Annotated in this window: 24 protein-coding genes; 10 read left to right on the top strand and 14 right to left on the bottom strand. The window is 65.8% G+C overall.

The window, feature by feature from the left end; genetic code table 11:
• Positions 1-33 precede the first annotated feature (33 nt).
• Positions 34-603 (top strand): hypothetical protein, encoded by a 570-nt coding sequence (locus tag NCCP691_RS03335; protein WP_220806824.1) that lies wholly within the window; start codon positions 34-36, stop codon positions 601-603.
• A gap of 80 nt (positions 604-683) precedes the next feature.
• On the opposite strand, the gene gap is transcribed toward NCCP691_RS03335, so the two are convergent.
• Together gap and tkt are read right to left on the bottom strand one after the other, a co-directional pair.
• Positions 684-1,694 carry a type I glyceraldehyde-3-phosphate dehydrogenase gene (gap, locus tag NCCP691_RS03330; protein WP_220806823.1) on the bottom strand — a complete coding sequence of 337 codons (1,011 nt, stop codon included), beginning with the start codon at positions 1,692-1,694 and terminating at the stop codon, positions 684-686.
• Positions 1,695-1,716: 22 nt separating this feature from the next.
• Positions 1,717-3,711: a transketolase gene (gene tkt / locus NCCP691_RS03325; RefSeq protein WP_220806822.1), complete on the bottom strand. Its 1,995-nt coding sequence runs from the start codon at positions 3,709-3,711 to the stop codon at positions 1,717-1,719.
• A 193-nt stretch (positions 3,712-3,904) separates the two neighbouring features.
• Here tkt and NCCP691_RS03320 point away from each other — a divergent pair, with 193 nt between their 5' ends.
• The 9 genes from NCCP691_RS03320 to NCCP691_RS03280 all read left to right on the top strand — a co-directional run bounded on the left by NCCP691_RS03320 (position 3,905) and on the right by NCCP691_RS03280 (position 13,381).
• Entirely contained in the window at positions 3,905-4,630 is a 726-nt protein-coding gene (locus tag NCCP691_RS03320; protein ID WP_220806821.1) for a 16S rRNA (uracil(1498)-N(3))-methyltransferase, read from the top strand.
• 102 nt (positions 4,631-4,732) lie between these two features.
• A complete protein-coding gene (locus NCCP691_RS03315; protein ID WP_220806820.1) occupies positions 4,733-5,152 on the top strand; it encodes a YidB family protein in 420 nt (139 codons plus the stop codon).
• A gap of 40 nt (positions 5,153-5,192) precedes the next feature.
• A complete protein-coding gene (locus NCCP691_RS03310; RefSeq protein ID WP_220806819.1) occupies positions 5,193-6,026 on the top strand; it encodes a M90 family metallopeptidase in 834 nt (277 codons plus the stop codon).
• Positions 6,027-6,061: 35 nt separating this feature from the next.
• Positions 6,062-7,054, top strand: a complete 993-nt coding sequence (locus NCCP691_RS03305; RefSeq protein ID WP_220806818.1) for a bifunctional riboflavin kinase/FAD synthetase — start codon at positions 6,062-6,064, stop codon at positions 7,052-7,054.
• 46 nt (positions 7,055-7,100) lie between these two features.
• Complete coding sequence (ileS, locus tag NCCP691_RS03300) at positions 7,101-9,950, top strand: isoleucine--tRNA ligase (RefSeq protein ID WP_220806817.1); 2,850 nt, start codon at positions 7,101-7,103, stop codon at positions 9,948-9,950.
• A 47-nt stretch (positions 9,951-9,997) separates the two neighbouring features.
• Positions 9,998-10,516 (top strand): signal peptidase II, encoded by a 519-nt coding sequence (gene lspA / locus NCCP691_RS03295; protein WP_220806816.1) that lies wholly within the window; start codon positions 9,998-10,000, stop codon positions 10,514-10,516.
• Between the two features lie 53 nt (positions 10,517-10,569).
• Positions 10,570-11,766: a bifunctional phosphopantothenoylcysteine decarboxylase/phosphopantothenate--cysteine ligase CoaBC gene (coaBC, locus tag NCCP691_RS03290; RefSeq protein WP_220806815.1), complete on the top strand. Its 1,197-nt coding sequence runs from the start codon at positions 10,570-10,572 to the stop codon at positions 11,764-11,766.
• A gap of 69 nt (positions 11,767-11,835) precedes the next feature.
• Positions 11,836-12,285, top strand: coding sequence for a dUTP diphosphatase (dut, locus tag NCCP691_RS03285; RefSeq protein WP_220806814.1), 450 nt, complete (start codon positions 11,836-11,838; stop codon positions 12,283-12,285).
• Positions 12,286-12,295: 10 nt separating this feature from the next.
• On the top strand, positions 12,296-13,381 hold the full coding sequence (locus NCCP691_RS03280) for a M48 family metalloprotease (protein WP_220806813.1): 1,086 nt from the start codon (positions 12,296-12,298) through the stop codon (positions 13,379-13,381).
• A 39-nt stretch (positions 13,382-13,420) separates the two neighbouring features.
• Here the strand turns inward: NCCP691_RS03280 and NCCP691_RS03275 are convergent, their stop codons facing one another.
• From NCCP691_RS03275 to NCCP691_RS03220, 12 genes are all read right to left on the bottom strand, one after another.
• Complete coding sequence (locus NCCP691_RS03275) at positions 13,421-14,350, bottom strand: CysB family HTH-type transcriptional regulator (protein ID WP_220806812.1); 930 nt, start codon at positions 14,348-14,350, stop codon at positions 13,421-13,423.
• Complete coding sequence (locus tag NCCP691_RS03270; RefSeq protein ID WP_220806811.1) at positions 14,347-15,426, bottom strand: sulfate/molybdate ABC transporter ATP-binding protein; 1,080 nt, start codon at positions 15,424-15,426, stop codon at positions 14,347-14,349. Before NCCP691_RS03270 ends, NCCP691_RS03275 begins: the two co-directional genes overlap by 4 nt.
• The gene (gene cysW, locus NCCP691_RS03265) at positions 15,423-16,337 is read right to left on the bottom strand and encodes a sulfate ABC transporter permease subunit CysW (RefSeq protein WP_220806810.1); all 915 of its coding nucleotides are present in this window, start codon (positions 16,335-16,337) and stop codon (positions 15,423-15,425) included. Before cysW ends, NCCP691_RS03270 begins: the two co-directional genes overlap by 4 nt.
• Before the next feature lies 1 nt (position 16,338).
• Positions 16,339-17,202: a sulfate ABC transporter permease subunit CysT gene (cysT, locus tag NCCP691_RS03260; RefSeq protein WP_220806809.1), complete on the bottom strand. Its 864-nt coding sequence runs from the start codon at positions 17,200-17,202 to the stop codon at positions 16,339-16,341.
• Positions 17,203-17,470: 268 nt separating this feature from the next.
• Positions 17,471-17,686: a TOBE domain-containing protein gene (locus NCCP691_RS03255; RefSeq protein ID WP_220806808.1), complete on the bottom strand. Its 216-nt coding sequence runs from the start codon at positions 17,684-17,686 to the stop codon at positions 17,471-17,473.
• Positions 17,687-17,722: 36 nt separating this feature from the next.
• Entirely contained in the window at positions 17,723-18,562 is an 840-nt protein-coding gene (locus NCCP691_RS03250; protein ID WP_220806807.1) for an ATP-binding cassette domain-containing protein, read from the bottom strand.
• Positions 18,559-19,398 carry an aliphatic sulfonate ABC transporter permease SsuC gene (gene ssuC, locus NCCP691_RS03245; RefSeq protein WP_373870318.1) on the bottom strand — a complete coding sequence of 280 codons (840 nt, stop codon included), beginning with the start codon at positions 19,396-19,398 and terminating at the stop codon, positions 18,559-18,561. Before ssuC ends, NCCP691_RS03250 begins: the two co-directional genes overlap by 4 nt.
• Before the next feature lie 16 nt (positions 19,399-19,414).
• Positions 19,415-20,569, bottom strand: a complete 1,155-nt coding sequence (gene ssuD / locus NCCP691_RS03240; protein WP_220806805.1) for an FMNH2-dependent alkanesulfonate monooxygenase — start codon at positions 20,567-20,569, stop codon at positions 19,415-19,417.
• Between the two features lie 17 nt (positions 20,570-20,586).
• Positions 20,587-21,567 (bottom strand): sulfonate ABC transporter substrate-binding protein, encoded by a 981-nt coding sequence (locus NCCP691_RS03235; RefSeq protein WP_220806804.1) that lies wholly within the window; start codon positions 21,565-21,567, stop codon positions 20,587-20,589.
• A 106-nt stretch (positions 21,568-21,673) separates the two neighbouring features.
• Positions 21,674-22,264, bottom strand: coding sequence for an NADPH-dependent FMN reductase (ssuE, locus tag NCCP691_RS03230; protein WP_220806803.1), 591 nt, complete (start codon positions 22,262-22,264; stop codon positions 21,674-21,676).
• A 25-nt stretch (positions 22,265-22,289) separates the two neighbouring features.
• On the bottom strand, positions 22,290-23,297 hold the full coding sequence (locus NCCP691_RS03225) for a sulfate ABC transporter substrate-binding protein (RefSeq protein ID WP_220806802.1): 1,008 nt from the start codon (positions 23,295-23,297) through the stop codon (positions 22,290-22,292).
• 148 nt (positions 23,298-23,445) lie between these two features.
• A complete protein-coding gene (locus tag NCCP691_RS03220) occupies positions 23,446-23,868 on the bottom strand; it encodes a DoxX family protein (protein ID WP_220806801.1) in 423 nt (140 codons plus the stop codon).
• Positions 23,869-24,013: the final 145 nt, after the last annotated feature.

Raw genomic sequence — 24,013 nt, 5'->3', positions numbered from 1 at the left:
TCGTTAACCCGTGCAACTTCTCAAGGAGATTCCATGCGTCTGCGTCCTGTCCTGCCCGCCGCCCTGCTCGCCCTGCTTCCCGTCGCCGTCTTCGCCCAGGCCATGCCCGAAGGCTACCTCTGCTGCAACATGCGCACCGACGGCAGCTGGATCAGCGACATCAACTATCAGGAGAGCGGCAAGCGCGTCATCCCCGCGGGCACGCCAGCCAAAGTCACCGGATACGGACGCTACCGGGTGCATGTCAGTCTCGACGGCAGCAAGCAGGCGATCGGCAACGACTACAGCCGCGACCTCGACCTCGAAAGCTTCGCCCGCCGCTACGTCGTCGCCGAGGATCCCAGGCTGAAGCTCGGCAGCTACTCGCCCAAAGTCCGCGAAGCCATCAAGAGCGCGCGGCTCTTGCCCGGGATGACCCGGGAACAGGTACTGATGTCGGTAGGCTATCCAGTCAGCAGCGAGAATGCCGACCTGAACGCCAAGGTATGGCGCTTCTGGCTCAGCAGCTTCGCCGAGTTCCAGGTCGTATTCGACGGCAAGGACAGGGTGAAGGAAGTCGTCACGGATGCGCAGACGCGCAATCTGATCATGGCGGACGACTGAACGCCGGGGAGACAAAGAGATAGCCAAAAGAAAAAGGACGGGTCGCCCCGTCCTTTTTTACTGCCTTACAGCGACACGTCTTACTTCGCCGCCATCAGCGCGACGGTGGTGTCGAGCATGCGGTTGGAGAAGCCCCACTCGTTGTCGTACCAGGACGAGACCTTGACCAGACGGCCGGAGACCTTGGTCAGGGTGGCGTCGAAGTTGCTCGATGCCGGGTTGTGGTTGTAGTCGACCGAGACCAGCGGGTCGGTGTTGTAGGTCAGGATGCCCTTGAGCTGGCCTTCCGCCGCTTCCTTCATAATCGCGTTGATTTCGTCCACGGTGGTGTCGCGGGCGGCGATGAAGGACAGGTCGACGATGGAGACGTTAATGGTCGGGACGCGGATCGCGTAGCCGTCCAGCTTGCCGTTCAGCTCCGGCAGCACCAGGCCGACCGCGGCGGCGGCGCCGGTCTTGGTCGGGATCATGGACTGGGTGGCGGAACGGGCGCGGCGCAGGTCTTCATGCATCACGTCGGTCAGCACCTGGTCGTTGGTGTAGGCGTGCACAGTGGTCATCAGGCCGTTCAGCAGGCCGATCTTGTCGTGCAGCGGCTTGACCAGCGGGGCCAGGCAGTTGGTGGTGCAGGAGGCGTTGGAGATGACGGTGTCCGATGCCTTGAGCACGTTCTGGTTGACGCCGAAGACGACGGTGGCGTCCACGTCCTTGCCGCCGGGCGCGGAGATGATCACCTTCTTGGCGCCGCCCTTGAGGTGGGCCGAAGCCTTTTCCTTGGTGGTGAAGAAGCCGGTGCACTCCAGCACGACGTCGACGTTGAGCTCGCCCCACGGGATTTCAGCCGGGTTGCGCTGGGCGAAGACCTTGATCTTGTCGCCGTTGACGACCATGAACTCGCCGTCGACTTCGACGGTGCCGGGGAATTTGCCGTGCGCCGTGTCGTAGCGGGTCAGGTGGGCGTTCGACTGGGCATTGCCGAGGTCGTTGATCGCCACGATCTGGATGTCGTTCTTCTTGCCGCCTTCGTAGTGGGCGCGCAGGATGTTGCGGCCGATACGTCCGTAGCCGTTGATTGCGACGCGAATGGTCATGGTTCTATCTCCTGAACGTTGGTTAAGCTAAAACCGATTTCACCTTGGCGACCACGTTGTCCGTGGTGAAGCCGAAGTGCTTGAACAGCACGCCCGCCGGTGCGGATTCGCCGAAGGTGTCGATACCGACCACGGCGCCTTCCAGACCGACGTACTTGTACCAGAAGTCCGTCACGCCGGCCTCGATGGCGACGCGCGGCAGGCCCTTGGGCAGCACGCTCGCCTTGTAGGCCGCATCCTGACGGTCGAACACGTCGGTGCTCGGCATCGACACGACGCGTGCGGCGATGCCCTGCTGCGCCAGCGCGTCGGCCGACTTCATGGCCAGTTCCACTTCCGAGCCGGTGGCGATCAGCACCACCCTGGCATCGGCCGCGTCGCGCAGCACATAGCCGCCGCGCGCCACATCCGCCACCTGCTGCGCCGAACGCTCCATGTACGGCAGGTTCTGACGCGAGAAGATCAGCGTGCTCGGGCCGTTGCGGCGCTTGACCGCCTCGCGCCATGCCACCGCCGACTCCACCGTGTCGCAGGGACGCCAGTTGTCGAGGTTCGGGATCAGGCGCAGGCTGGAGATGTGCTCGACCGACTGGTGGGTCGGGCCATCTTCGCCGAGGCCGATCGAGTCGTGCGTGAACACGAACAGCGAACGAATCTTCATCAATGCCGCCATGCGGATCGCATTGCGGCTGTAGTCCGAGAAGGTCAGGAAGGTCGCGCCGAAAGGCAGGTAGCCGCCGTGCAGGGCAATGCCGTTCATGATCGCGGCCATGCCGAATTCGCGCACACCATAGTTGATGTGGTTGCCCGGCTGCTCGCTGCGCACCGCCACGCATTCCTTCCAGTTGGTCAGGTTGGAACCGGTGAGGTCGGCGGAACCGCCGAGGAATTCCGGCAGCACCGGGGCCAGCGCCTGGATGGCGTTCTGGCTGGCCTTGCGGGTCGCGATGTTTTCCTTCTTCTCGACGCAGGAAGCGATGTAGGCCTCCATTGCCGAGTCCAGGTTGCCGGGCAGTTCGCCCTTCATCCTGCGCAGCAATTCGCCTGCCTCCTGCGGATAACGCTCGTCATACGCCCTGAACAATGCATTCCACTGATCTTCCGCCGCCTGGCCGGCCTTCTTCGCATCCCATGCCTCGTACACGTCGGCCGGAATCTCGAAGGGCGGATACGGCCAGTTGATGGCCTCGCGCGTGGCGGCGACTTCCTTGTCGCCCAGCGCGGCGCCATGCACCTTGTCGGAACCCTGCATATTAGGCGCGCCTTTGCCGATCACTGTCTTGCAGCAGATCAACGTCGGACGATCGGACTTCTTGGCTGCCGCAATCGCGGCGTCGACAGCCGCCACATCGTGGCCATCGACGTCGGCGATCACGTTCCAGCCGTAGGACGCGAAGCGTTTCGGCGTGTCGTCGGTAAACCAGCCGTCGACCTTGCCGTCGATCGAGATGCCGTTGTCGTCGTACAGCGCGATCAGCTTGTTCAGGCGCAGCGTGCCGGCCAGCGAGCAGGCTTCGTGCGAGATGCCTTCCATCAGGCAGCCGTCGCCGGTGAACACGTAGGTGTAGTGATCGACGATTTCGAAACCGGGCTTGTTGAATTCGGCGGCCAGCAGCTTTTCGGCCAGCGCCATGCCCACGGCATTGGTGATGCCCTGGCCGAGCGGGCCGGTGCTGGTCTCGACGCCTTCGGTGATTTCATACTCCGGGTGTCCCGGGGTCTTGGAATGCAGCTGGCGGAAATTGCGGATCTCATCCATCGACAGGCGGTAGCCGGACAGGTGCAGCAGCGCGTACTGCAGCATCGAGCCGTGGCCGTTCGACAGCACGAAGCGGTCGCGATTGATCCAGCGCGGATTGAGCGGGTTGTGGCGATGGTGCCTGGTCCACAGGGCGACGGCAATCTCGGCCATGCCCATCGGCATGCCGGGGTGGCCCGAATTCGCCTTTTGCACTGCGTCCATCGCCAGCGCGCGGATCGCGTTGGCCATCTTGTCGGTGGGGAGAGAGGAAGTCATTTCAAATCAAGCAAGGTGTGTGGCGGGGTGGAGCGGAATGCGGGCCGTTCCGGGGAAGCATGAAAAGCCCGGTATTTTACCAGACTGGACATGGCGGCATTAAAATCGCCGGATTCCGAACGCGCCCCGAAACGCGGCGCGAAGGCCCGCCCGGCGCCATCCGCGGCCGTTCTTGTCAAAACAAAAACCTTCGATGCCCCGTTTCTACTGCCCACTCCCGCTCGCCGTCGGCGCCACCGTCACCCTCCCGGACGCCATTGCCCACCATGTTCATGTATTGCGCCTGGCCGCGGGCGACACGCTGACGCTGTTCAACGGCGAAGGCGGCGAATACGCGGCGGTGCTGAGCGTGATCGGCAAAAGGCAGGCGCAGGCGGAAGTGAAGGCCTTTTCGCCGCGCGAGGCGGAGTTGCCGTATGCGCTGACGCTGGCCCAGGCGCTGCCGGAAGGATCGAAGATGGACTGGATCGTGGAAAAGGCGGTGGAACTCGGCGCCGCCGCGATTCAGCCGCTGGCCGCGCGCCGCTGCGTCGTGCGCCTGTCGCCGGAGCGCGCGGAGAAGAAGCTGGAGCACTGGCAGGCGATCGCCGCCGCCGCCGCCGAACAATGCGGCCGCAACCGCCTGACGCAGCTCGGCGCGCCCATGGAATTCAACGCCTGGATGGCGCAGAGCTGCCTGCATCCGCGCATCCTGTTTTCGCCGCGCGCCGGGCAGGAACTCTCGGCCTGGGCGCGGCACCATCCGCCCCAGGCGCTCACGCTGATGATCGGCCCGGAGGGCGGTTTCAGTCCGGAAGAGGAAGATGCGGCGATCGCCGCCGGCGCGCTGGTGCTGGGCCTGGGCGCGCGGGTCCTGCGCACGGAGACCGCCGGCCTGGCCGCGCTTGCCGCGCTCAACGCCTGCTGGGGCGAGATCTGACCATTCCGGAAACTAATGCAAATCAAATAATCCTCGAATACCTCTGCGTCCCGTCCGGCTTTCTTCTAAGGTAGGCCCTAATTCAACGAACCGGAGACGGACATGGGACTGCTCGACAGGGCATTCGACATGCTGGAGGATAACCATTTTCCGCTTCTCGATTCCCGCACCCGGCTGCTGCAGGCGGCGCTTTCGCTCGTCGCCAACAACGGCCAGGCGGGAGGACTGCACGGCCTGGTCGAGCGCTTTCAGGAGGCGGGGCTGGGCAACGTGATCCAGTCCTGGATCGCCGACGGCCCGAACATCGAGGTCAGCGCCGGCGAATTGCAGCAGGTCCTCGGCGAAGGCCACCTGCAGCAGATCGCGGAGGAGACCGGCTACGCAGAGCCCGACGTCGCGCGGCGGCTGTCGGCGATGCTGCCGGACCTGGTCGACCAGCTGACGCCGGAGGGCCGCATTCCGCGCGGCGGGGTCGGCAACATGAGTGCGCTGCTCGACCATTTCATGGGCGGGTTCCATTGATTTCATGGCGGGGGCGGACGGTTTCCGCCACAATGCCCGCATGGAATGGCTGACTCAACTTTTCCGGCGCCATGCGCCGCGCATCCCCGATCCGCTCTGGCAGTACTGCGTGGCGCGCCTGGACTTCCTCGCCCGCCTGCCGGCCGACGATCAGGCCCGGCTGAAGACGTTGTCGGAAGAGCTGCTGGCGCGGAAAACCTTCAGCGGCGCCGACGGCCTGGCGCTCGACGATGAAACCGCGGTGCTGATCGCGGCCCAGGCCACCCTGCCGGTGCTCAATCTCACGCTGGATCTCTACCGCGACATGGCGGGCGTGATCGTCTATCCGGCCGCGTTCGTCATACCGCAGACCGAAATCGACGAAGCCGGTGTCGTGCATGAATGGCAAGAACCGGTGTCGGGCGAGGCGATCGATGCCGGCGGCGCAGTGGTGCTGTCCTGGGAAGACGCGCAGCAGAGCGACACGGCGGGCTACAACGTGGTGATCCACGAGTTCGTGCACAAGATCGACATGGCCGACGGCGGCGCCAACGGCCGCCCGCCCTTCCTTCCCGAATTCCATCGCGAACTGTCGCCCGGCCGCTGGCGGCGGGAATTCGAGGCCGCCTACGAGGATTTCGTGGCGCGGGTGGATGCGCTGGAGGCGCAGCTGCCGGACGATTTCGACGACGACAAACCGTCGCATGCGTCCCTGTACGACGGGCTGGCCGCCGAGCTGCCGCTCGATCCCTATGCGGCGCGTCATCCGGCGGAATTCTTCGCGGTCGCCTCGGAAGCGTTTTTCGTGCTGCCCGAACCGCTGGCGCGGGAATATCCCGAGGTTTTCGACCTGCTGCGTCTGTATTACCGGCAAAATCCCCTCATGCCTTTATAATCTCTCGTTTTGCAAACGTTCCCCGCCTTTTCCCGATGAAGGTTTTCCGCGGACTTCCCAATGCCGCGTCGCGCGCCCCGTGCGCCCTGACGATCGGCAATTTCGACGGCGTGCATCGCGGCCACCAGGCCCTGCTGTCGCGCGTGCGCGAGGCCGCCGGACGCCTGGGGATCGAAGCGGCGGTAATGACGTTCGAGCCGCACCCGCGGGAATTCTTCGCGCTGCAGGCGGGCGACCTGTCCAGGGCGCCGGCCCGCATCGCCAATCTTCGCGACAAGCTGCAGTCGCTGTCCGACGCCGGCATCGACAGGGTGATCGTCGAGCATTTCAATGCCCACTTCGCTTCCATGCCGCCCGAGGAATTCGTCGAGCGCGTGCTGGTGGAAGGCCTGCACGTCAAGTGGCTGATGGTCGGCGAAGACTTCTGTTACGGCTCGCGGCGCGCGGGCAATGTCGCCACCCTCAAGGAAGCGGGCCGCAAGTACGGCTTTCATGTCGAGGCCCTGCCGGCGGTGCTCAACGACGGCGTGCGGATTTCGTCGTCGGCGGTGCGCGCGGCGCTCGCCGCCAGCGACTTCGGCCTGGCCGCGCAGCTGCTCGGCCATCCGTATGCGGTGTCGGGCCATGTGATCCATGGCAGGAAGCTCGGCCGCACCATCGGCTTCCCCACGATGAACCTGAAAATCGCCCACAAGCGCCCGGCGCTGTCCGGCGTTTTCGTGGTGCAGGTGCACGGCCTGGCGGCGCAGCCGATTCCGGGCGTGGCCAGCATGGGCGTGCGGCCGACGGTGGAAGACAGCGGGCGCGTGCTGCTCGAGACCTACCTGTTCGACTACCGCGAGCAATGCTACGGCCGCATCGTGCGGGTCGAATTCCTGAAGAAGCTGCGGGAAGAAGAAAAATACGTCGACCTGCCCACCCTGACCGCCGCCATCGAGCGCGACGCGCAGCAGGCGCGCGCCTACTTCCGCGAGCGCGGCGCGCTGGCCGTCTCCGCCACCGACCGAATTCAGGACCGGACGAACTAGCCCCTGGCTTCGCCCGATCCACCCGATTCTTACGATTGAAACCGACATGTCCGAGCAAAAAAACAAGTACCCGGTCAACCTGACCGAAACCGCCTTCCCGATGCGCGGCGACCTCGCCAAGCGCGAACCGAAATGGGTCAAGGAATGGCAGGACAAGAAGATCTACCAGCGCATCCGCAAGGCTTCCAAGGGCCGCCCGAAATTCATCCTGCATGACGGCCCGCCGTATGCGAACGGCGACATCCACATCGGCCACGCGGTCAACAAGATCCTCAAGGACATGATCGTCAAGTGCCGCAACATGGCGGGCTTCGACGCGCAGTATGTACCGGGCTGGGACTGCCACGGCATGCCGATCGAGATCCAGATCGAAAAACAGTACGGCAAGAACCTGCCGACCGCCGAAGTGCAGGCCAAGTCGCGCGCCTACGCGGCCGAGCAGATCGAGCGCCAGAAGAAGGACTTCATCCGCCTCGGCGTGCTCGGCGAATGGGACAACCCGTACAAGACCATGAACTTCAGCAATGAGGCCGACGAGATCCGCGCGCTCGGCACCATCCTGGAGAAGGGCTACGTCTACCGCGGCCTGAAGCCGGTCAACTGGTGCTTCGACTGCGGCTCGGCCCTGGCGGAGGCGGAGGTCGAGTACCAGGACAAGCGCGATCCGGCGATCGACGTCGGCTTCCCCTTCCTCGAACACGACAAGCTGGCGGCCGCGTTCGGCCTGCCCCGTCTGCCCGTGCAGAAGGGTTATGCGGTGATCTGGACCACCACGCCGTGGACCATCCCCGCCAACCAGGCGCTGAACATGCATCCGGAAGTGGAATACGCGCTGGTGCAGACCGAGCGCAACGGCGAGGCCCTGCTGCTGATCCTGGCCAGGGACCTGGTGGATTCCTGCCTGCAGCGCTTCGGCCTGCAGGGCAGCGTCATCGCCACCGCGCAGGGCGCGAAGCTGTCGGAAATCCGCTTCCGCCACCCGCTCGCGGAGATGGACAAGGGCTACGATCGCAGCTCGCCGGTCTACCTCGGCGACTATGTGACCACCGATTCCGGCACCGGCATCGTGCACTCCTCGCCCGCCTACGGCGTGGAAGACTTCAATTCCTGCAAGGCGCATGGCATGAAGGATGAGGACATCCTCAATCCGGTCATGGGCGACGGCAAGTACGCGTCCTGGCTGCCGCTGTTCGGCGGCATGACGATCTGGGAAGCTTCCAAGCCGATCTGCGCCAGACTCGACGAAGCCGGTGCGCTCTTCAAGCTGGCCATGCTCGATCACAGCTACATGCACTGCTGGCGCCACAAGACGCCGGTGGTCTACCGCGCGACCTCGCAGTGGTTCGCCAGCATGGACCGCAAGCCGAAGGACGGCGGCAAGAGCCTGCGCGAGACCGCCCTCGAAGGCATCGACGCGACCGCCTTCTTCCCGTCATGGGGCAAGGCGCGCCTGCACGGCATGATCGCCAACCGCCCGGACTGGACCCTGTCGCGTCAGCGCCAGTGGGGCGTGCCGATGGCCTTCTTCGTGCACAAGGAAACCGGCGAACTGCATCCGCGCACGCCGGAACTGCTGGAAGAAGTCGCGCGGCGCGTCGAACAGCACGGCATCGAGGCCTGGCAGGCGCTCGACCCGAAGGACCTGCTCGGCGCCGAGGCGGAGATGTACCTGAAGAACAAGGACACGCTCGATGTCTGGTTCGACTCCGGCACCACGCACCAGACGGTGCTGCGCGGCTCGCACGCGGAGCAGTCGCAGTTCCCGGCCGACCTCTACCTCGAGGGCTCGGACCAGCATCGCGGCTGGTTCCATTCCTCGCTGCTGACCTCGTCCATGATCAATGGCTGCCCGCCCTACAAGGCGCTGCTCACCCACGGCTTCGTGGTCGACGGCGAGGGCAAGAAGATGTCCAAGTCCAAGGGCAACGTGGTGGCGCCGCAAAAGGTGTCGGACACGCTGGGCGCGGAAATCCTGCGCCTGTGGGTCGCCTCCACCGACTACTCGGGCGAACTGTCGATCTCCGACGAAATCCTCAAGCGCGTGGTGGAAGCCTATCGCCGCATCCGCAATACGCTGCGCTTCCTGCTGGCCAACACCTCCGACTTCGATCCGAAGAAGGATCTGGTGCCCGTGCCGGAACTGTTCGAGATCGACCGCTTCGCGATCGCGCGCATGGCGGAACTGCAGGCCGAGATCCTCGCGCACTACCAGGTCTTCGAGTTCCACCCCGTGGTGGCCAGGCTGCAGGCCTATTGCTCGGAAGACCTCGGCGGCTTCTATCTCGACATCCTGAAGGACCGGCTGTACACCACCGGCGTCGAATCGAAGGCGCGCCGCTCGGCGCAGACGGCGATCTGGCACATCACGCAGACCCTGCTGCGCCTGATGGCGCCCATCCTATCGTTCACCGCCGAGGAAGCCTGGGCGGTGTTCGCGGGACCGGAAGGCTATGCGCAGAGCGACGAGACCATCTTCACCCAGGTCTACTACGCGCTGCCGGAAGTCGGCGACGCGCCGGCACTGCTGGCCCGCTTCGCCGCGCTGCGCGAGGTGCGCGCAGTCGTCACCAAGCAGCTCGAAGAGCTGCGGGTGGCGGGCGGCATCGGCTCCTCCCTGCAGGCCGAGCTGGAGATCAAGGCCAGCGGCGACAAGTTTGCGCTGCTCGACAGTTTCGGCGACGACCTGAAGTTCATCTTCATCACGTCGCAGGCCAGGGTCACCCGGGTCGATGGCGAAGCCGATGAAGGCGTGGTCGTCACGCCGTCCGCGCATCAGAAATGCGAGCGCTGCTGGCATTACCGCGCCGACGTCGGCTCCGAGCCGTCGCATCCCTGCCTCTGCGGCCGCTGCGTGAGCAATCTCTTCGGCCGCGGCGAGCCGCGCCGGTACGCCTGAGTGCAATCTGCCGTTCCCGCCCGGGAACGGCAATCTATCGAGAAGACATGGCCAAACAAAAGAGCTTCAAGAATCTGTCATCGAGCCCGAAATCCAGCATGCTGCCCTGGCTCGGCATCGCCACCATCATCATCCTGATCGACCAGATCACGAAGGTGACGATCACCCGCCTGTTTTCCTATGGCGACTCGATGCCGGTGACGTCCTTCTTCAACCTGGTGCTGACCTACAACAAGGGGGCCGCCTTCAGCTTCCTCGCCGGCCAGGACGGCTGGCAGCGCTGGTTCTTCACGGCGGTCGCGGTGGCAGCGGTGATCTTCATCCTCCACCTGCTCAGGCGCCACGCGGGACAGCGGATGTTCTGCTGGGCGCTGGCGCTGATACTCGGCGGCGCCATCGGCAACCTGATCGACCGCCTCGCGTACGGCCACGTGATCGACTTCCTGGACTTCTACATCCCCAACTCCACGCTGCCGCACTGGCCGGCCTTCAATGTCGCCGACATGGCCATCGTCGGCGGCGCCGCGCTGTTCATCATCGATGAGCTGCGACGGGTCGGCAAATAGATGTTGCCGCAACTGCTACACTAGCCGCATTTCGTCGTCGACACAGGAGCAGCATGGATCTCGCCGGCAAACGAATCGTCCTCGGTCTCACCGGGGGAGTGGCCTGCTACAAGGCGGCCGAACTGACGCGCGCGCTCGGCAAGGCCGGGGCGAAGGTACAGGTGGTGATGACCGCCGCCGCCGAGCATTTCATCACGCCGGTGACCATGCAGGCGCTGTCCGGACAGCCGGTCTACACCAGCCAGTGGGACGCGCGCATCGCCAACAACATGCCGCACATCGATCTCACCCGCGACGCCGATGCGCTGGTGATTGCGCCCTGTTCGGCGGACTTCATCTTCAAGCTGGCGCACGGCGCCTGTGACGATCTCCTCTCCACGCTCTGCGTCGCCCGGCCGGCGGGGCTGCCGCTGATGGCAGCGCCGGCAATGAACGTCGAGATGTGGCAGAACCCGGCGACCCGGCGCAACGTCGAGCGCATCCGGGAGGATGGCGTGATGCTGCTCGGCCCCGGCAGCGGCGACCAGGCATGCGGCGAAACCGGCATGGGACGCATGCTGGAACCTGAACAGCTGCTGGAAGAGATCGTCGCCGCCTTCCAGCCCAAGCGGCTCGCTGGCAAACGCGTACTGCTCACCGCCGGCCCGACCTTCGAACCGATCGATCCGGTCCGCGGCATCACCAATCTCTCCTCCGGCAAGATGGGCTTCGCGATCGCGCGGGCGGCCCGCGAAGCCGGTGCGAGCGTGACGCTGATGGCCGGCCCCACCGCGCTGCCGACGCCCTTCGGCGTGCGCAGGGTCGACGTCAGGACCGCGCAGCAGATGCATGACGCGGTGATGGCGGCGGCCCACGGCCAGGACGTCTTCATCGCGGTCGCCGCGGTGGCCGACTGGCGCGTCGCCAATGCCAGCGCGCAGAAGCTCAAGAAGAACGCGGACGGCGACACGCCCCAGCTGCGCTTCGAGCAGAACCCGGACATCCTGGCGGCCGTCGCCGCGCTCCCGCAGGCGCCCTACTGCGTCGGCTTCGCCGCCGAGTCGGAGAACCTGCTCCAGTATGCCGAGGAAAAGCGGCGCAAGAAGAAAGTGCCTCTCCTGGTCGGCAACATCGGCCATGAGACCTTCGGGCGCGACGAGAATGAACTCGTGCTGTTCGACCATGACGGCTACAAGCACCTGCCGCGCGCGGGCAAGCAGGAGCTGGCGCGTGCGCTGGTCGCGGAAATCGCCGGCCGCCTGCCTGGCTGATGCGCCGACGCTGTATCGTTTTGTAATTCCCGGCAGAAAGCCGGGTTCTTGTATTTATTCTTGCCAAACATGAAAACCGTCGCCGTAAAAATCCTCGACCCGCGCATGAAAGACCAGCTGCCCGCCTACGCCACCCCGGGCAGCGCCGGGCTCGACCTGCGGGCCTGCATCGATGCGCCGCTGGTGCTCAGGCCCGGCGAAACCCAGCTGGTGCCGACCGGACTCGCGATCCATATCGCCGATCCCGGCTATGCCGCGATGATCCTGCCGCGCAGCGGCCTCGGCCACAAGCATGGCATCGTGCTGGGCAATCTGGTAGGTCTGATCGACTCCGACTATCAGGGTCAGCTTATGGTATCGACCTGGAACCGGGGCCAGGGTGAGTTCACACTCAATCCCATGGAAAGGCTCGCGCAGCTGGTGATCGTGCCCGTGCTGCAGGTCGGCTTCGAGGTGGTGGAGGAATTTGGCGACAGCGAACGGGGTGCCGGCGGTTTCGGCAGCACCGGAAAACACTGAGGGAGAAAAGATGTCGGCAATACAAGTACTACTGACCCAATCACGCGCCCGGCTGATGCTGCTGCCGGTCGCGGTGCTCTTCACCGCCTGCGCCACCAGCCCGACGCCGCCCGCGCCCCAGGCCCAGCCTAAGCCGGTCGACGACCGGCCGGTGGCGGCGGCGCCGACGCCGGAGGAAACCACGGTCCGCAACCTGGCCGCGCTGCAGGACCGGCTGTATCGCGTCGCCGGTCCGCTGCTGACCAACAATACCGCGCTGTGCAAGGCGGCCGCGCGCAACCTGCTCGGCTTCACCGCCAAGAACCGTCACTCCTATTCGCCGGAATACGCCGCCGCCGCACAGAAGGTGCTCGGCCTGTCCGACCGGCTGCAGGTGATGGGTGTGCTGAGTCCCAGCGGCGCCGAGCGCGCGGGCGTCCAGCGCGGCGACACCCTGCTTACCGTGGAAGATCAGCCGCTGCCCGAGGGCGCGAATGCGGAACGCCAGGCGGCCGGCATACTCGCGCCCCTGGTCAGCAAGCGCTCCGCCGTGGCGATGACGGTGCTGCGCAACGGCGGCGCGGTGCAGCTCAATGTGCCGCTGACGAACGCCTGCGGTTTCGGCGTCGAGCTCGGCAACAGCGACGCCGTCAACGCCTGGTCCGACGGCTACCGGGTCATGATCACGCGCGGCATGATGAATCATGTGCGCAACGACGACGAACTGGCCTATGTGATGGCCAGGGAGCTGGCCCACAACATCCTCGCCCATCCGTCGCGCCGCAAGCTCAGCGCGACGCTCGGCGGCATCATCGACAACCTCACCCGCATCCGCCCTGACACCAGCAGCATGAGCGGCATGGCAGGCGTGAAGCCGGTACCGCAGGACATGGATGCGATGGCCGACCGGCTCGCGCTCTACCTGCTGGCGCGCGCCAACTACAATCTCGACGGCGTGATTCCGTTCTGGCAGCGTACCGCCAGCCAGTATCCGGCTACCGTGCTCAACGCCTACACCGCCCAGCATCCGGCCACGGCCGCACGGGTGGCGGCAATGGACAAGGCACTCAAGGATATCCGCGCCAAGCAGGCCGCCAACCGCCCGCTGGTGCCCTGATCACTCTCCCGCACCGTCCCGCGCCCGCGGGACGGTTGTTCACTGCCCGCTCAGATTGAGCGCGGTCACGACGTCCGAGCGCTTCAGCTCCGGCGCAAAGCGCAGGATGAATTCATAGGTATAGGAACGCAGGTAGGCGCCGCGCCTCACCGCGAGCCGCGTCACGTTGGGCGCGAACAGATGCGCGGCTTCGAGCGCGACCAGGCCACCGGCGCGGTTGTGCTCGACCGCCATGGAGGCGACGATGCCGACACCCAGTCCGAGCGACACGTACTGCTGGATGACGTCGGAATCCATCGCGGTCAGCACGATGTCCGGGTTGATACCGGCAGCGCCGAAGGCGTCATCGATGTGGCTGCGGCCGGTGAAGCCGACGTCGTAGGTGATCAGCGGATAGTCGGCCAGGTCGCGCAGCGATACCGATGTCAGCGCCGCCAGCGGATGCGACTCGGGCACGACCACCATGTGGCTCCAGTGGTAGCACGGGAACGACACCAGTTCCTCGAACTGGCTCAGGCCCTCGGTGGCGATGCCGATGTCGGCCTTGCCGGAGATGACTAATTCCGCGATGTGTTCCGGCGAACTCTGCTGCAGCGCGATGCGCACGTCGGGAAAGGCGTTGCGGAAGGACTGCACCACCTGCGGCAGGACGTAGCGGGCCTGCGTGTGGGTGGTGGCGATGGTCAGCGTGCCGCTGCGCTCGCCCGCGTATTCCTGGCTGGCCTGGCGCAGGTTTTCCGCTTCGAGCAGCAGGCGCTCGATGATGTGCAGGATGCCCTTGCCCGGCTCGGTGAGCCCGGTGAGGCGCTTGCCGTTGCGCTCGAAGATCTCCACGCCCAGCTCTTCCTCGAGTTCGCGGATCTGGCGGCTGACGCCGGGCTGCGAGGTGAACAGCACGTTCGCCACCTCGGTCAGGTTGTAGCCGCGCCTGGCGGCTTCGCGCACCGAACGCAATTGCTGGAAGTTCATGCGCGGCCTCCCTCGGCGGCATCGACGAAGACGCGCAGGCGCCTGGGCCGCACCAGCAGCGTTTCGCCCTCCTGCAGCGCCAGCTCCGCATAGCGCTCGGTGGAGATCACGGCTTCGATCAGCTGCGCGTTGTCGGCGCGCTCCAGCTCGAGCTGCGCCAGCGGTCCGAGCGCATGGGCGCGGCGCAGCCGGGCGACGATGCCCTCCGCGTCGGCGCGGTAGCGGTCGATCTCCAGCTCGTGCGGACGCACGTAGCCGGTTCCCCGCGCATTGCGCGCGCCGGCATGGTCGGGCGCCTGCAGCGACAGCCCGCCGTCTTCCAGCACGCCTTCATGCACGCGCCCATGGAACAGGTTCACGTTGCCGAGGAAGCCGTAGACGAAAGGCGTGGCGGGATGGTTGTAGACATCGTCGGGCGCGCCGATCTGCTCCACCCTGCCCTTGTTCATCAGCACCACCTGGTCCGCCACTTCCAGCGCCTCTTCCTGGTCGTGCGTAACGAAGATGCTCGTCACATGCAGTTCGTCGTGCAGGCGGCGCAGCCAGCGGCGCAACTCCTTGCGCACCTTGGCGTCGAGCGCGCCGAAGGGCTCGTCCAGCAGCAGCACGCGCGGCTCCACCGCGAGCGCGCGGGCCAGAGCGATGCGCTGGCGCTGGCCGCCGGACAGCTGCGGCGGATAGCGGTCGGCCAGCCAGTCGAGCTGCACCAGCTCGAGCAGCGACATGACTTTCTTCCTGATCTCGCTTTCCGACGGCCGCTGCTTGCGCGGCTTCACGCGCAGGCCGAAGGCGATGTTTTCGAACACCGTCATGTGCTTGAACAGCGCGTAGTGCTGGAACACGAAACCGACCTGCCGCTCGCGCACATGATGGCCGGAGGCGTCCTCGCCGTCGAGGAAGACCTGTCCCGAATCGGGCTGCTCGAGGCCGGCGATGATGCGCAGCAGCGTGGTCTTGCCGCAGCCCGACGGGCCGAGCAGCGCCGTCAGTTCGCCCTGCGGAAAGGCGAGCGAGACATCGTCGAGGGCGACGAAACTGCCGAACTGTTTATGGATATGTTTGACTTCGATGCTCATTGCTGCTCCCGGCCTTCATGCAGAGGTTTCAGATGCGAGTCCCTGGCGCGCCATTCGACCAGGGTTTTCAGCGCCAGCGTGACCAGCGCCAGCAATGCCAGCAGGGAGGCCACGGCGAACGCCGCCGCGAAGTTGTATTCGTTGTAGAGGATCTCGACCTGCAGCGGCATGGTGTTGGTCTCGCCGCGGATATGCCCGGACACCACCGACACCGCGCCGAACTCGCCCATCGCCCGCGCGTTGCAGAGAATGACGCCGTACAGCAGGCCCCATTTGATGTTGGGCAGGGTCACGTGCCAGAAGGTGCGCCAGCCCGAGGCGCCCAGCACCAGGGCCGCCTCTTCCTCTTCCGTACCCTGCGACTGCATCAGCGGGATGAGTTCGCGGGCGACGAAGGGAAAGGTCACGAAGATGGTGGCCAGCACGATGCCGGGCACCGCGAACAGGATCTTGATGTCGTACTCGCGCAGCCAGGGCCCGAACCAGCCCTGCGCGCCGAACAGCAGCACATAGATCAGGCCCGAGATCACCGGCGACACCGAGAAAGGCAGGTCGATCAGGGTCAGCAGGATATTCTTGCCGCGGAATTCGAACTTGGCGATGCACCATGCGGCGGCCACGCCGAACACCAGGTTCAGCGGCACCGCGATGGCGGCGGTCAGCAGCGTCAGGCGGATCGCCGCCAGGGCGTTGGGTTCGACGATGGCCGCGGCATAGGCGTCCCAGCCCTTGCGCAGCGCTTCGCTGAATACGGCCACCAGCGGGATGAACAGGAACAGCGTCAGGAAACCGAGCGCGACGGCGATCAGCATGCCGCGCACCCAGGCGGGTTCGACGGTCGCCGCCGGCGCGTAGACCGGCTCCGCCGCGACGGCGCCGACCGGCAATGTGGATACGGCTGCGCCGCTCATGTCATGCCCTCCCGCCATGGCCGCGCTTGCGCGTCCAGGCTTGCAACAGGTTGATGGTCAACAGCAGCGCGAACGAGACCAGCAGCATGACCACCGCGATCGCGGTGGCGCCGGTGTAGTCGTACTGCTCCAGCTTGGTAATGATGAACAGCGGCGTGATCTCGGAAACCATCGGCATGTTGCCGGCGATGAAGATCACCGAGCCGTATTCCCCGGTGGCGCGGGCGAAGGCCAGCGCGAAACCGGTGAGCAGCGCCGGCAGGATCGTCGGGAAGATCACCCGGGCGAAGGTTTGCAGGCGGCTCGCGCCGAGGCTGGCCGCGGCCTCCTCCAGTTCGCGCTCTGCCTCTTCCAGCACCGGCTGCACGGTGCGCACCACGAAAGGCAGGCCGATGAAGGTCAGCGCCACCAGCACGCCCAGCGGCGTGAACGCCACCTTGATGCCGAGCGGTTCGAGGTGACGGCCGATCCAGCCGTTGCCCGAGTAGAGGGCGGTGAGCGCAATGCCGGCGACCGCGGTCGGCAGCGCGAACGGCAGGTCGACCAGTGCGTCGACGATTTTCTTGCCGGGGAAGCGGTAGCGCACCAGTACCCAGGCGACGATGCCGCCGAACACGACGTTCAGCGCCGCGCCGATCAGCGAGGCGCCGAAGGTGAGCTTGTAGGACGCGACCACCCGCTCGTTGCTGACCGCGGTCCAGAAGGCATCCCAGGTCATGGTGAAGGTCTTCAGGAAAACGGCCGACAGCGGGATCAGCACGATCAGCGCCAGGTAAAACAGGGTGAAACCGAGCGACAGATGAAAGCCCGGTATCACGCGAGCGGGCTTTCTGACTTGCCCTGCCGCAGCGATTGCCAATGCCATGGTTCTTCTCTTATTACAAAATCTGCTAAGGAAGCGCCATGATTGCATTGCGTCGTTATATGGCGAACGAATCTTTTTGCATGTGTTTATCAGGATTTCGTATTTGCCTGGGCCCGTTCTAACAATGTGCCAACGCCGGAATGAAAAGAAGCGCCCGAAGGCGCGTCCCGAGGCGTCGGCCCAGACCCGGGTATTGGCCCCGGGCGTACTGTAAAGCCTGCCGAGATAATCCTGCAGCACGGGAAAAGGCATGCCCGCCTCCGCAAGATCAAAGCTTGGCGATCGACACCTCGGTCGCCTTCACCAGCGCGACCACTTCCACGCCCGGCGCCAGCCCGAGGTCGCGCACCGAGCGCGTGGTGATCACGGACGTCACGATGCCGGCCGGCGTCTCGACATCCACTTCGGACACCACCGGTCCGTCGATGATGGCCTTGACCTTGCCGCGGAACTGGTTGCGTACGTTGATGGCGGTAATGCTCATGTTTTCTCCTTAGTTGTAACGGTTGAATGGTCGATGTCAGACGGCCCAGGCCACCTGGCCGACGGTGCGCAGCAGCGAAACGTCGCCGAATTCGCCCTCGCCGCTCGCCGTCGCCGGCCGATGCTGCAGCACGCGTGCGAGCACGGCTTCTTCCAGGCTGGCGAAGGCGGCGCTGCCGCGCGCTCTCGGCCGCGGCAGATCGATGCGCTGGTCGAGCGTGATGCGGCCGTCTTCGACCAGCAGCACGCGGTCCGCGAGCGCGATCGCTTCCTGCACGTCATGCGTGACCAGCAGGGCGGTGAAGCCGCGCTGGCGCCACAAGTCTTCGATCAGCTGCTGCATCTCGATCCGCGTCAGGGCATCGAGGGCACCGAGCGGCTCGTCGAGCAGCAGCAGCCGCGGTTCATGCACCAGCGCACGGGCCAGCGCCACGCGCTGCCGCTGGCCGCCGGACAGCACGGCCGGCCATTCGCCGGCGCGCTCGCGCAGGCCGACCTTCTCCAGCGCCTGCCCTGCTCTCTCCCGCCCGCCCTGCAGGCCGAGGGCAACGTTGTCGAGCACTTTCTTCCACGGCAGCAGCCGCGAGTCCTGGAACATGATGCGGGTATCGGGCCGCTCGCCGGCCGCGTCGAACTCCATGCGGCCGCTGTCCGCCTGCTCCAGGCCGGCGACCAGCCGCAGCAGGGTGCTCTTGCCGCAGCCGCTGCGGCCGACGATGGCGACGAACTCGCCGGGTTCGATCTGCAGGTCGATGGCCCTGAGCACATGGCGGCCGCTGAAGGACTTCCACAAGCCCTGCAGGCGCAGGGCCGCGCCTGCTTTGGGCGCGCCCGCCGCCTGCTGCAGCTCGCGCCGCTCCTGTCGATCTACCTTCATGCCTGCCCTCCCTGACGGTATCCCGGATGCCAGCGCAGCGCGAATCGCTCCACGCCCCGCGCCAGCATGTCGGCCAGCTTGCCGAGCAGCGCATAGAGCAGGATGCCGACCAGCACCACGTCCGTCTGCAGAAACTCCCGCGCATTCATCGTCATGTAGCCGATGCCGGATTGCGCGGAGATGGTTTCGGCCACGATCAGCAGCACCCAGACCAGGCCGAGCGAAAAACGCACGCCGACCAGGATGGACGGCAGCGCGCCCGGCAGGATCACGTCCCGGTACAGTGCCCAGCCGGACAGCCCGTAGCTGCGCGCCATCTCTATCAGTCCGCGGTCCACCGAGCGGATGCCGTGAAAGGTATTCAGATAGACGGGGAAGAACACGCCGACCGAGACCAGGAACAGCTTCGCGGTTTCATCGATGCCGAACCACAGGATCACGAGCGGAATCAGCGCCAGCGCGGGGATGTTGCGGATCATCTGCAGCGTGGTGTCGAGCAGCAGCTCGGCGCGCCGGAAGGTGCCGGTCAGCAGGCCCAGCAGCAGGCCGAGCCCGCCGCCGACGGCGAACGACGACAATGCGCGCCACGCGCTGGTCTTCAGGTGCACCCACAACTCGCCCGAAGCGGCCAGTTCCCATGCCGCGCGCAGCACGGCGAGCGGCTCCGGCAGGATGCGGCTCGAAAGCCAGCCCGCCTGCGAGGCGAACTGCCAGACGGCGACCAGGGTCAGCGGCGCCAGCCAGGGCGCGAGGCGCGAAAACCATTGCGCGCGCCAGGCGCTCGCGCGGTGCCCGGCGGCCGCCGGCAGCAGCGCTTCGAAATCCGTAGTGGTCACATGCATGGAATGCTCCTCAGCTCTGCGAAACCCTGGGCAGGATGTCGTTGGAGATGACTTCGCCGAACGGTCCCGTCAGCGATCCCTCCGGCGCGTTCGCGTTGCGCTTGCCGATCAGCGGGAAGACCAGTTCCGCGAAACGATAGGCTTCTTCCAGGTGCGGATAGCCGGACAGGATGAAGGTATCGATGCCGAGTTCGGCGTATTCGCGCATGCGCGTGGCCACGGTTTCCGGATCGCCCACGAGGGCGGTGCCCGCGCCGCCGCGCACCAGTCCGACGCCGGCCCACAAATTGGGCGACACTTCCAGCCTGTCGCGCCGGCCGCCGTGCAGCGCCGCCATCCGGCGCTGGCCGACCGAATCCATCTTCGCGAACGATGCCTGCGCCTTGGCGATCGTCTCGTCGTCGAGTTCGCTGATCAGTTCATCCGCGGCCTTCCAGGCCTGTTCGTTCGTCTCCCGCACGATCACATGCAGGCGGATGCCGAAGCGCAGCGTGCGGCCATGCTTCGCCGCGCGTGCGCGAAGGTCGGCGATCTTCTCGGCCACGGCGGCCGGCGGCTCGCCCCAGGTCAGGTAGACGTCGACCTGTTCGGCCGCCAGCTCGTGCGCCGCCTCGGACGATCCGCCGAAGTACAGCGGCGGGTATGGCTTCTGCACCGCCGGATACAGCGTCTTCGCGCCCTTGACGCGCACATGCCTGCCCTCGTAGTCGTAGCCCGCGGCGCCACCCTCGCCGGCCAGCGCCGCGCGCCACACGCGCAGGAATTCCGCCGAGATTTCGTAGCGCTGCGCATGATCGGCGAACAGGCCGTCGGCTTCCAGCTCGCCCTGGTCGCCGCCGGTCACCACGTTCACGAGCAGGCGGCCGTTGGACAGCCGGTCGAAGGTCGCCGCGGTGCGCACCGCCAGTCCCGGGGTGCTCAGGCCGGGCCGGATCGCGACCAGGAATTTCAGCTTGCGGGTGGCGCCGATGAGGCTGGACGCCACCACCCACGGATCCTCGCAGGAGCGCCCGGTCGGAATCAGCACGCCGTCATAGCCGTTGCTGTCGGCGGCCACCGCCACCTGGCGGAGATAGTCGTGATTGACGGATCGCGCGCCGCGGCTGGTGCCGAGATAGCGGCTGTCGCCGTGGGTCGGCAGAAACCAGAATACATTGAGGCTCATCGCTGTTGTCCTTTCCCTCAGGCGCGCGACTGCAGCGTCGCTGCGCGCACGTCGATCTTCTTCGGAATGAGCTTGAGCGAGGCGAACACGTCCGCGATCTTCTGCTGTTCCGCCAGCACTGCGTCGCTCACCGGCTGCGCGCCGTAGCTGTAGCGCGCGGCGGCGAGTTCGACGATGTCGGCGGGCAGGCCGATCTGCTGCGACAGAATGGCGGCGACCTCCTTGACATTGCGCCTGCTCCATTCGTCGACCGCCACCAGCTCATCCTGTATCGCCTTGATCACGTCCGGGTTCTTCTCCGCATAGGGACGCGAAGCGAGAAAAAACTGGTGATTCGCGACCAGTCCCTGGCCGTCGGCGAGTATGCGTGCGCCGAGCTGCTTCTCCGCCGCCGCGAGGAAGGGATCCCAGATCACCCAGGCGTCCACGCTGCCGCGCTCGAAGGCGGCACGGGCGTCGGAGGGCGGGAGGTAGACCACGTTGACATCCTTGTAGGCGACGCCGGCGCGCTCCAGCGCCTTCACCAGCAGGTAGTGCACGTTGGAGCCCTTGTTCAGCGCGACCTTCCTGCCCCGGAGTTCGGCCACCGACTTGAGCGCCGAGTCTTTCGGCACCACGATCGCTTCCGATGCGGGGGCCGGCGGCTCGTTGGCGACGTAGACCAGGTTCGCGCCCGCTGCCTGGGCAAAGATCGGCGGCGCCTCGCCCACCGTGCCATAGTCGACGCTGCCGACGTTCAGCGCTTCCAGCAGGGCCGGCCCGGACGGGAATTCGGTCCACCGCACGTCGATGCCCTGCGCGGCGAAGCGCTTTTCCAGGTTGCCGCGCGCCTTGAGGATGGTCAGCGTCCCGTACTTCTGATATCCGATCCGCAGGCCGCCCTTCTGCTGCGCAGATGCCGCGGTGCTCAGGCCCGATGCCAGCGCGCCGAGTGCCGCCGCGGACAGGATGCCCAGCGTGCGCCGCCGGCCCTGCCGCTTGTCGTCGAAATTGCTCATCTTCTTTCCTTCCTTGTCTGTCGTTGCGGATTGCAGGGCAAAAGCCCGCCCTCCTGCCCGTGACGGGCAGATGTTCTTCTTCAGTGGGAGAGAGACGGCGAAGCCGTCAGACGCTACATCGGACCTGCGAGAAATGCACCGGCGCAAAGGCTTCTTCGCGCGCGGCCCGCAGCGATGCGAGGGTGGCCGTCAGCTGGTCGACGCCGGCTTCGATGCGCCTGACGATCGGCTCCGCGAGCAGCAGGCCCTGCTGCTGGTTCCATTCGACCTGGGCGTCGGTGGCGAATACGCTGGGCAGGACGTGGCGGGCGGCGAGCGCGGTCAGCACCGGCCGCAACGCATAGTCGAGCGCCAGCATGTGAGACTGGCTGCCGCCGGTGGCCAGCGGCAGCACCAGCTTGCCGGCCAGGCCGTCCTGCGGCAGCAGGTCGAGGAAAGCCTTCAGGATGCCGCTGTAGGCAGCCTTGTAGACGGGCGTCGCCACCACCACCGCCTCGGCGCTGGCAAGGGTTTCCTGGGCGGTGCGGATGTCGCGGCTGGCAAAGTCGGCGTGCAGCAGGGCCTGCGCGGGCAGGTCCAGCACGTGCAGCTTGACGGTGCGCATCCCGCGCTCGGCCAGGCGCTCGCCGGTATAGTGCAGCAGCCGCGTCGAACGCGACGGAATCGACGGACTGCCGGCAAGCAGTAGGATAGTCATGGGTGGCTCCGCAGATCCGCGCCGCTTACTTGCGGCCCGGCTGGTAGATCTGGTCGAAGGACCCGCCGTCCGCAAAGTGCGCCTTCTGCGCCTTGCCCCAGCCGCCGAACGCTTCGTCGATCGTGAACAGCTTGAGCCTGGGGAATTGCGCCGCATACTTCTGGCCGACCTTCTCGGAGACCGGACGGTAGTAGTTCTGCGCCGCGATCTCCTGCCCCTGCTCGGTGTAGAGGAACTGCAGGTAGGCCTCGGCCACCTTGCGCGTGCCGCGCTTGTCCACCACCTTGTCCACCACCGCGACAGGCGGCTCGGCGAGGATGCTCAGCGACGGCGCGACGATTTCAAACTTCTCCGGACCGAGTTCCTTGATGGCCAGGATGGCCTCGTTTTCCCAGGCGAGCAGCACGTCGCCGATGCCGCGCTCGACGAAGGTCGTGGTGGCGCCACGCGCGCCCGAGTCGAGCACCGGCACGTTCTTGAACAGCCGGGTCACGAAATCCTTGGCGGTCGCTTCCGTGCCGCCCTGCTGCCTGAGCGCATAGCCCCAGGCCGCCAGGTAGTTCCAGCGCGCGCCGCCGGAGGTCTTGGGATTGGGCGTGATCACCGATACGCCCGGCTTGACCAGATCCGCCCAGTCCTTGATGCCTTTCGGATTGCCCTTGCGAACCAGGAAAACGATGGTCGAGGTATAGGGAGAGCTGTTGTGTGGCAGACGCTTCTGCCAGTCCTTGGCCAGCAGCCCCTTGCTCGCGATCTCGTCGATGTCGTAGGCCAGGGCCAGGGTGACGACATCGGCGTCGAGGCCGTCGATCACCGAGCGCGCCTGCTTGCCCGAACCGCCGTGCGACTGCTTGACGGTGACGTTGTCGCCCGACCTGGACTTCCATTGCTGAGCGAAGGCCTTGTTGAAGTCCTGGTACAGCTCGCGCGTCGGATCATAGGAGACGTTGAGCAGGTTGACGTCGGCGGCGTGCGCGAACGGCACGGCAAGCGCGATGCCGAGAGCAACCTGGACCAGTTTCTTGAGCAGCATGTTTTCTCCCTGAGGACTTTTACGAAGGACCTCAGGTTAAAGAAACGGCCAGAGATTCAGAACGAATAGTTTTGCGGTTCTTTATTCGCTTTCTTCATAAGCCAACAAAAACCCGCTCACCGAGCGGGTCCGGGTCGGCCGCGGACTGTCAATTCCACCGCCCGCCGCTGCCGCCGGCGCTGTACCGGCCCGCGCCCAGCAGCGCCACGGCCAGCGCGGCGACGAGGAACATCGCCTGCAGTTCGAGGGCCCAGCCCCCGGTCTTGGTGACGGAGAACAGGTCGCCCATATGCGCCAGCACCACCGCAAACACCATGTTGACGGCAATGATCAGCGCGGCCGGCCGGGTCATGATGCCGATCAGCACCAGCAGCGGCGCCAGCACCTCACCGACATAGACCAGGTAGCCGAACTCCGCGGGCAACCCGAGCTTGCCCACCATGCCCATGATGCCGCCGACGCCGTTGAATATCTTCGCCACCCCGTGGAACAGAATGAGAATGGCCAGTGTTGCCCGCAGCAGCAGCTTGCCCATGTCTTCAGACACCCCGCCCGACTGGTATGCGTTCATGGCAAATCCTTTCCTTGTTTGTTGTGGGAACGTCCGCGTGGCAATGATGCCATCGGGGGGATGATAGTTCGTCAAGCCCGCTTTGATCAAATTCGAGAATACGACGCCTGCGGTGGGCTCTGCTGGAAAAGTAAGCCGCGATCAA

It is taken from the genome of Noviherbaspirillum aridicola (genome assembly GCF_019656455.1).
Classification (GTDB): Bacteria; Pseudomonadota; Gammaproteobacteria; order Burkholderiales; family Burkholderiaceae_D; genus Noviherbaspirillum; species Noviherbaspirillum aridicola.
Note: the sequence above shows the minus strand (reverse complement) of the source record. Positions and strands in the feature narration are given on the sequence as shown.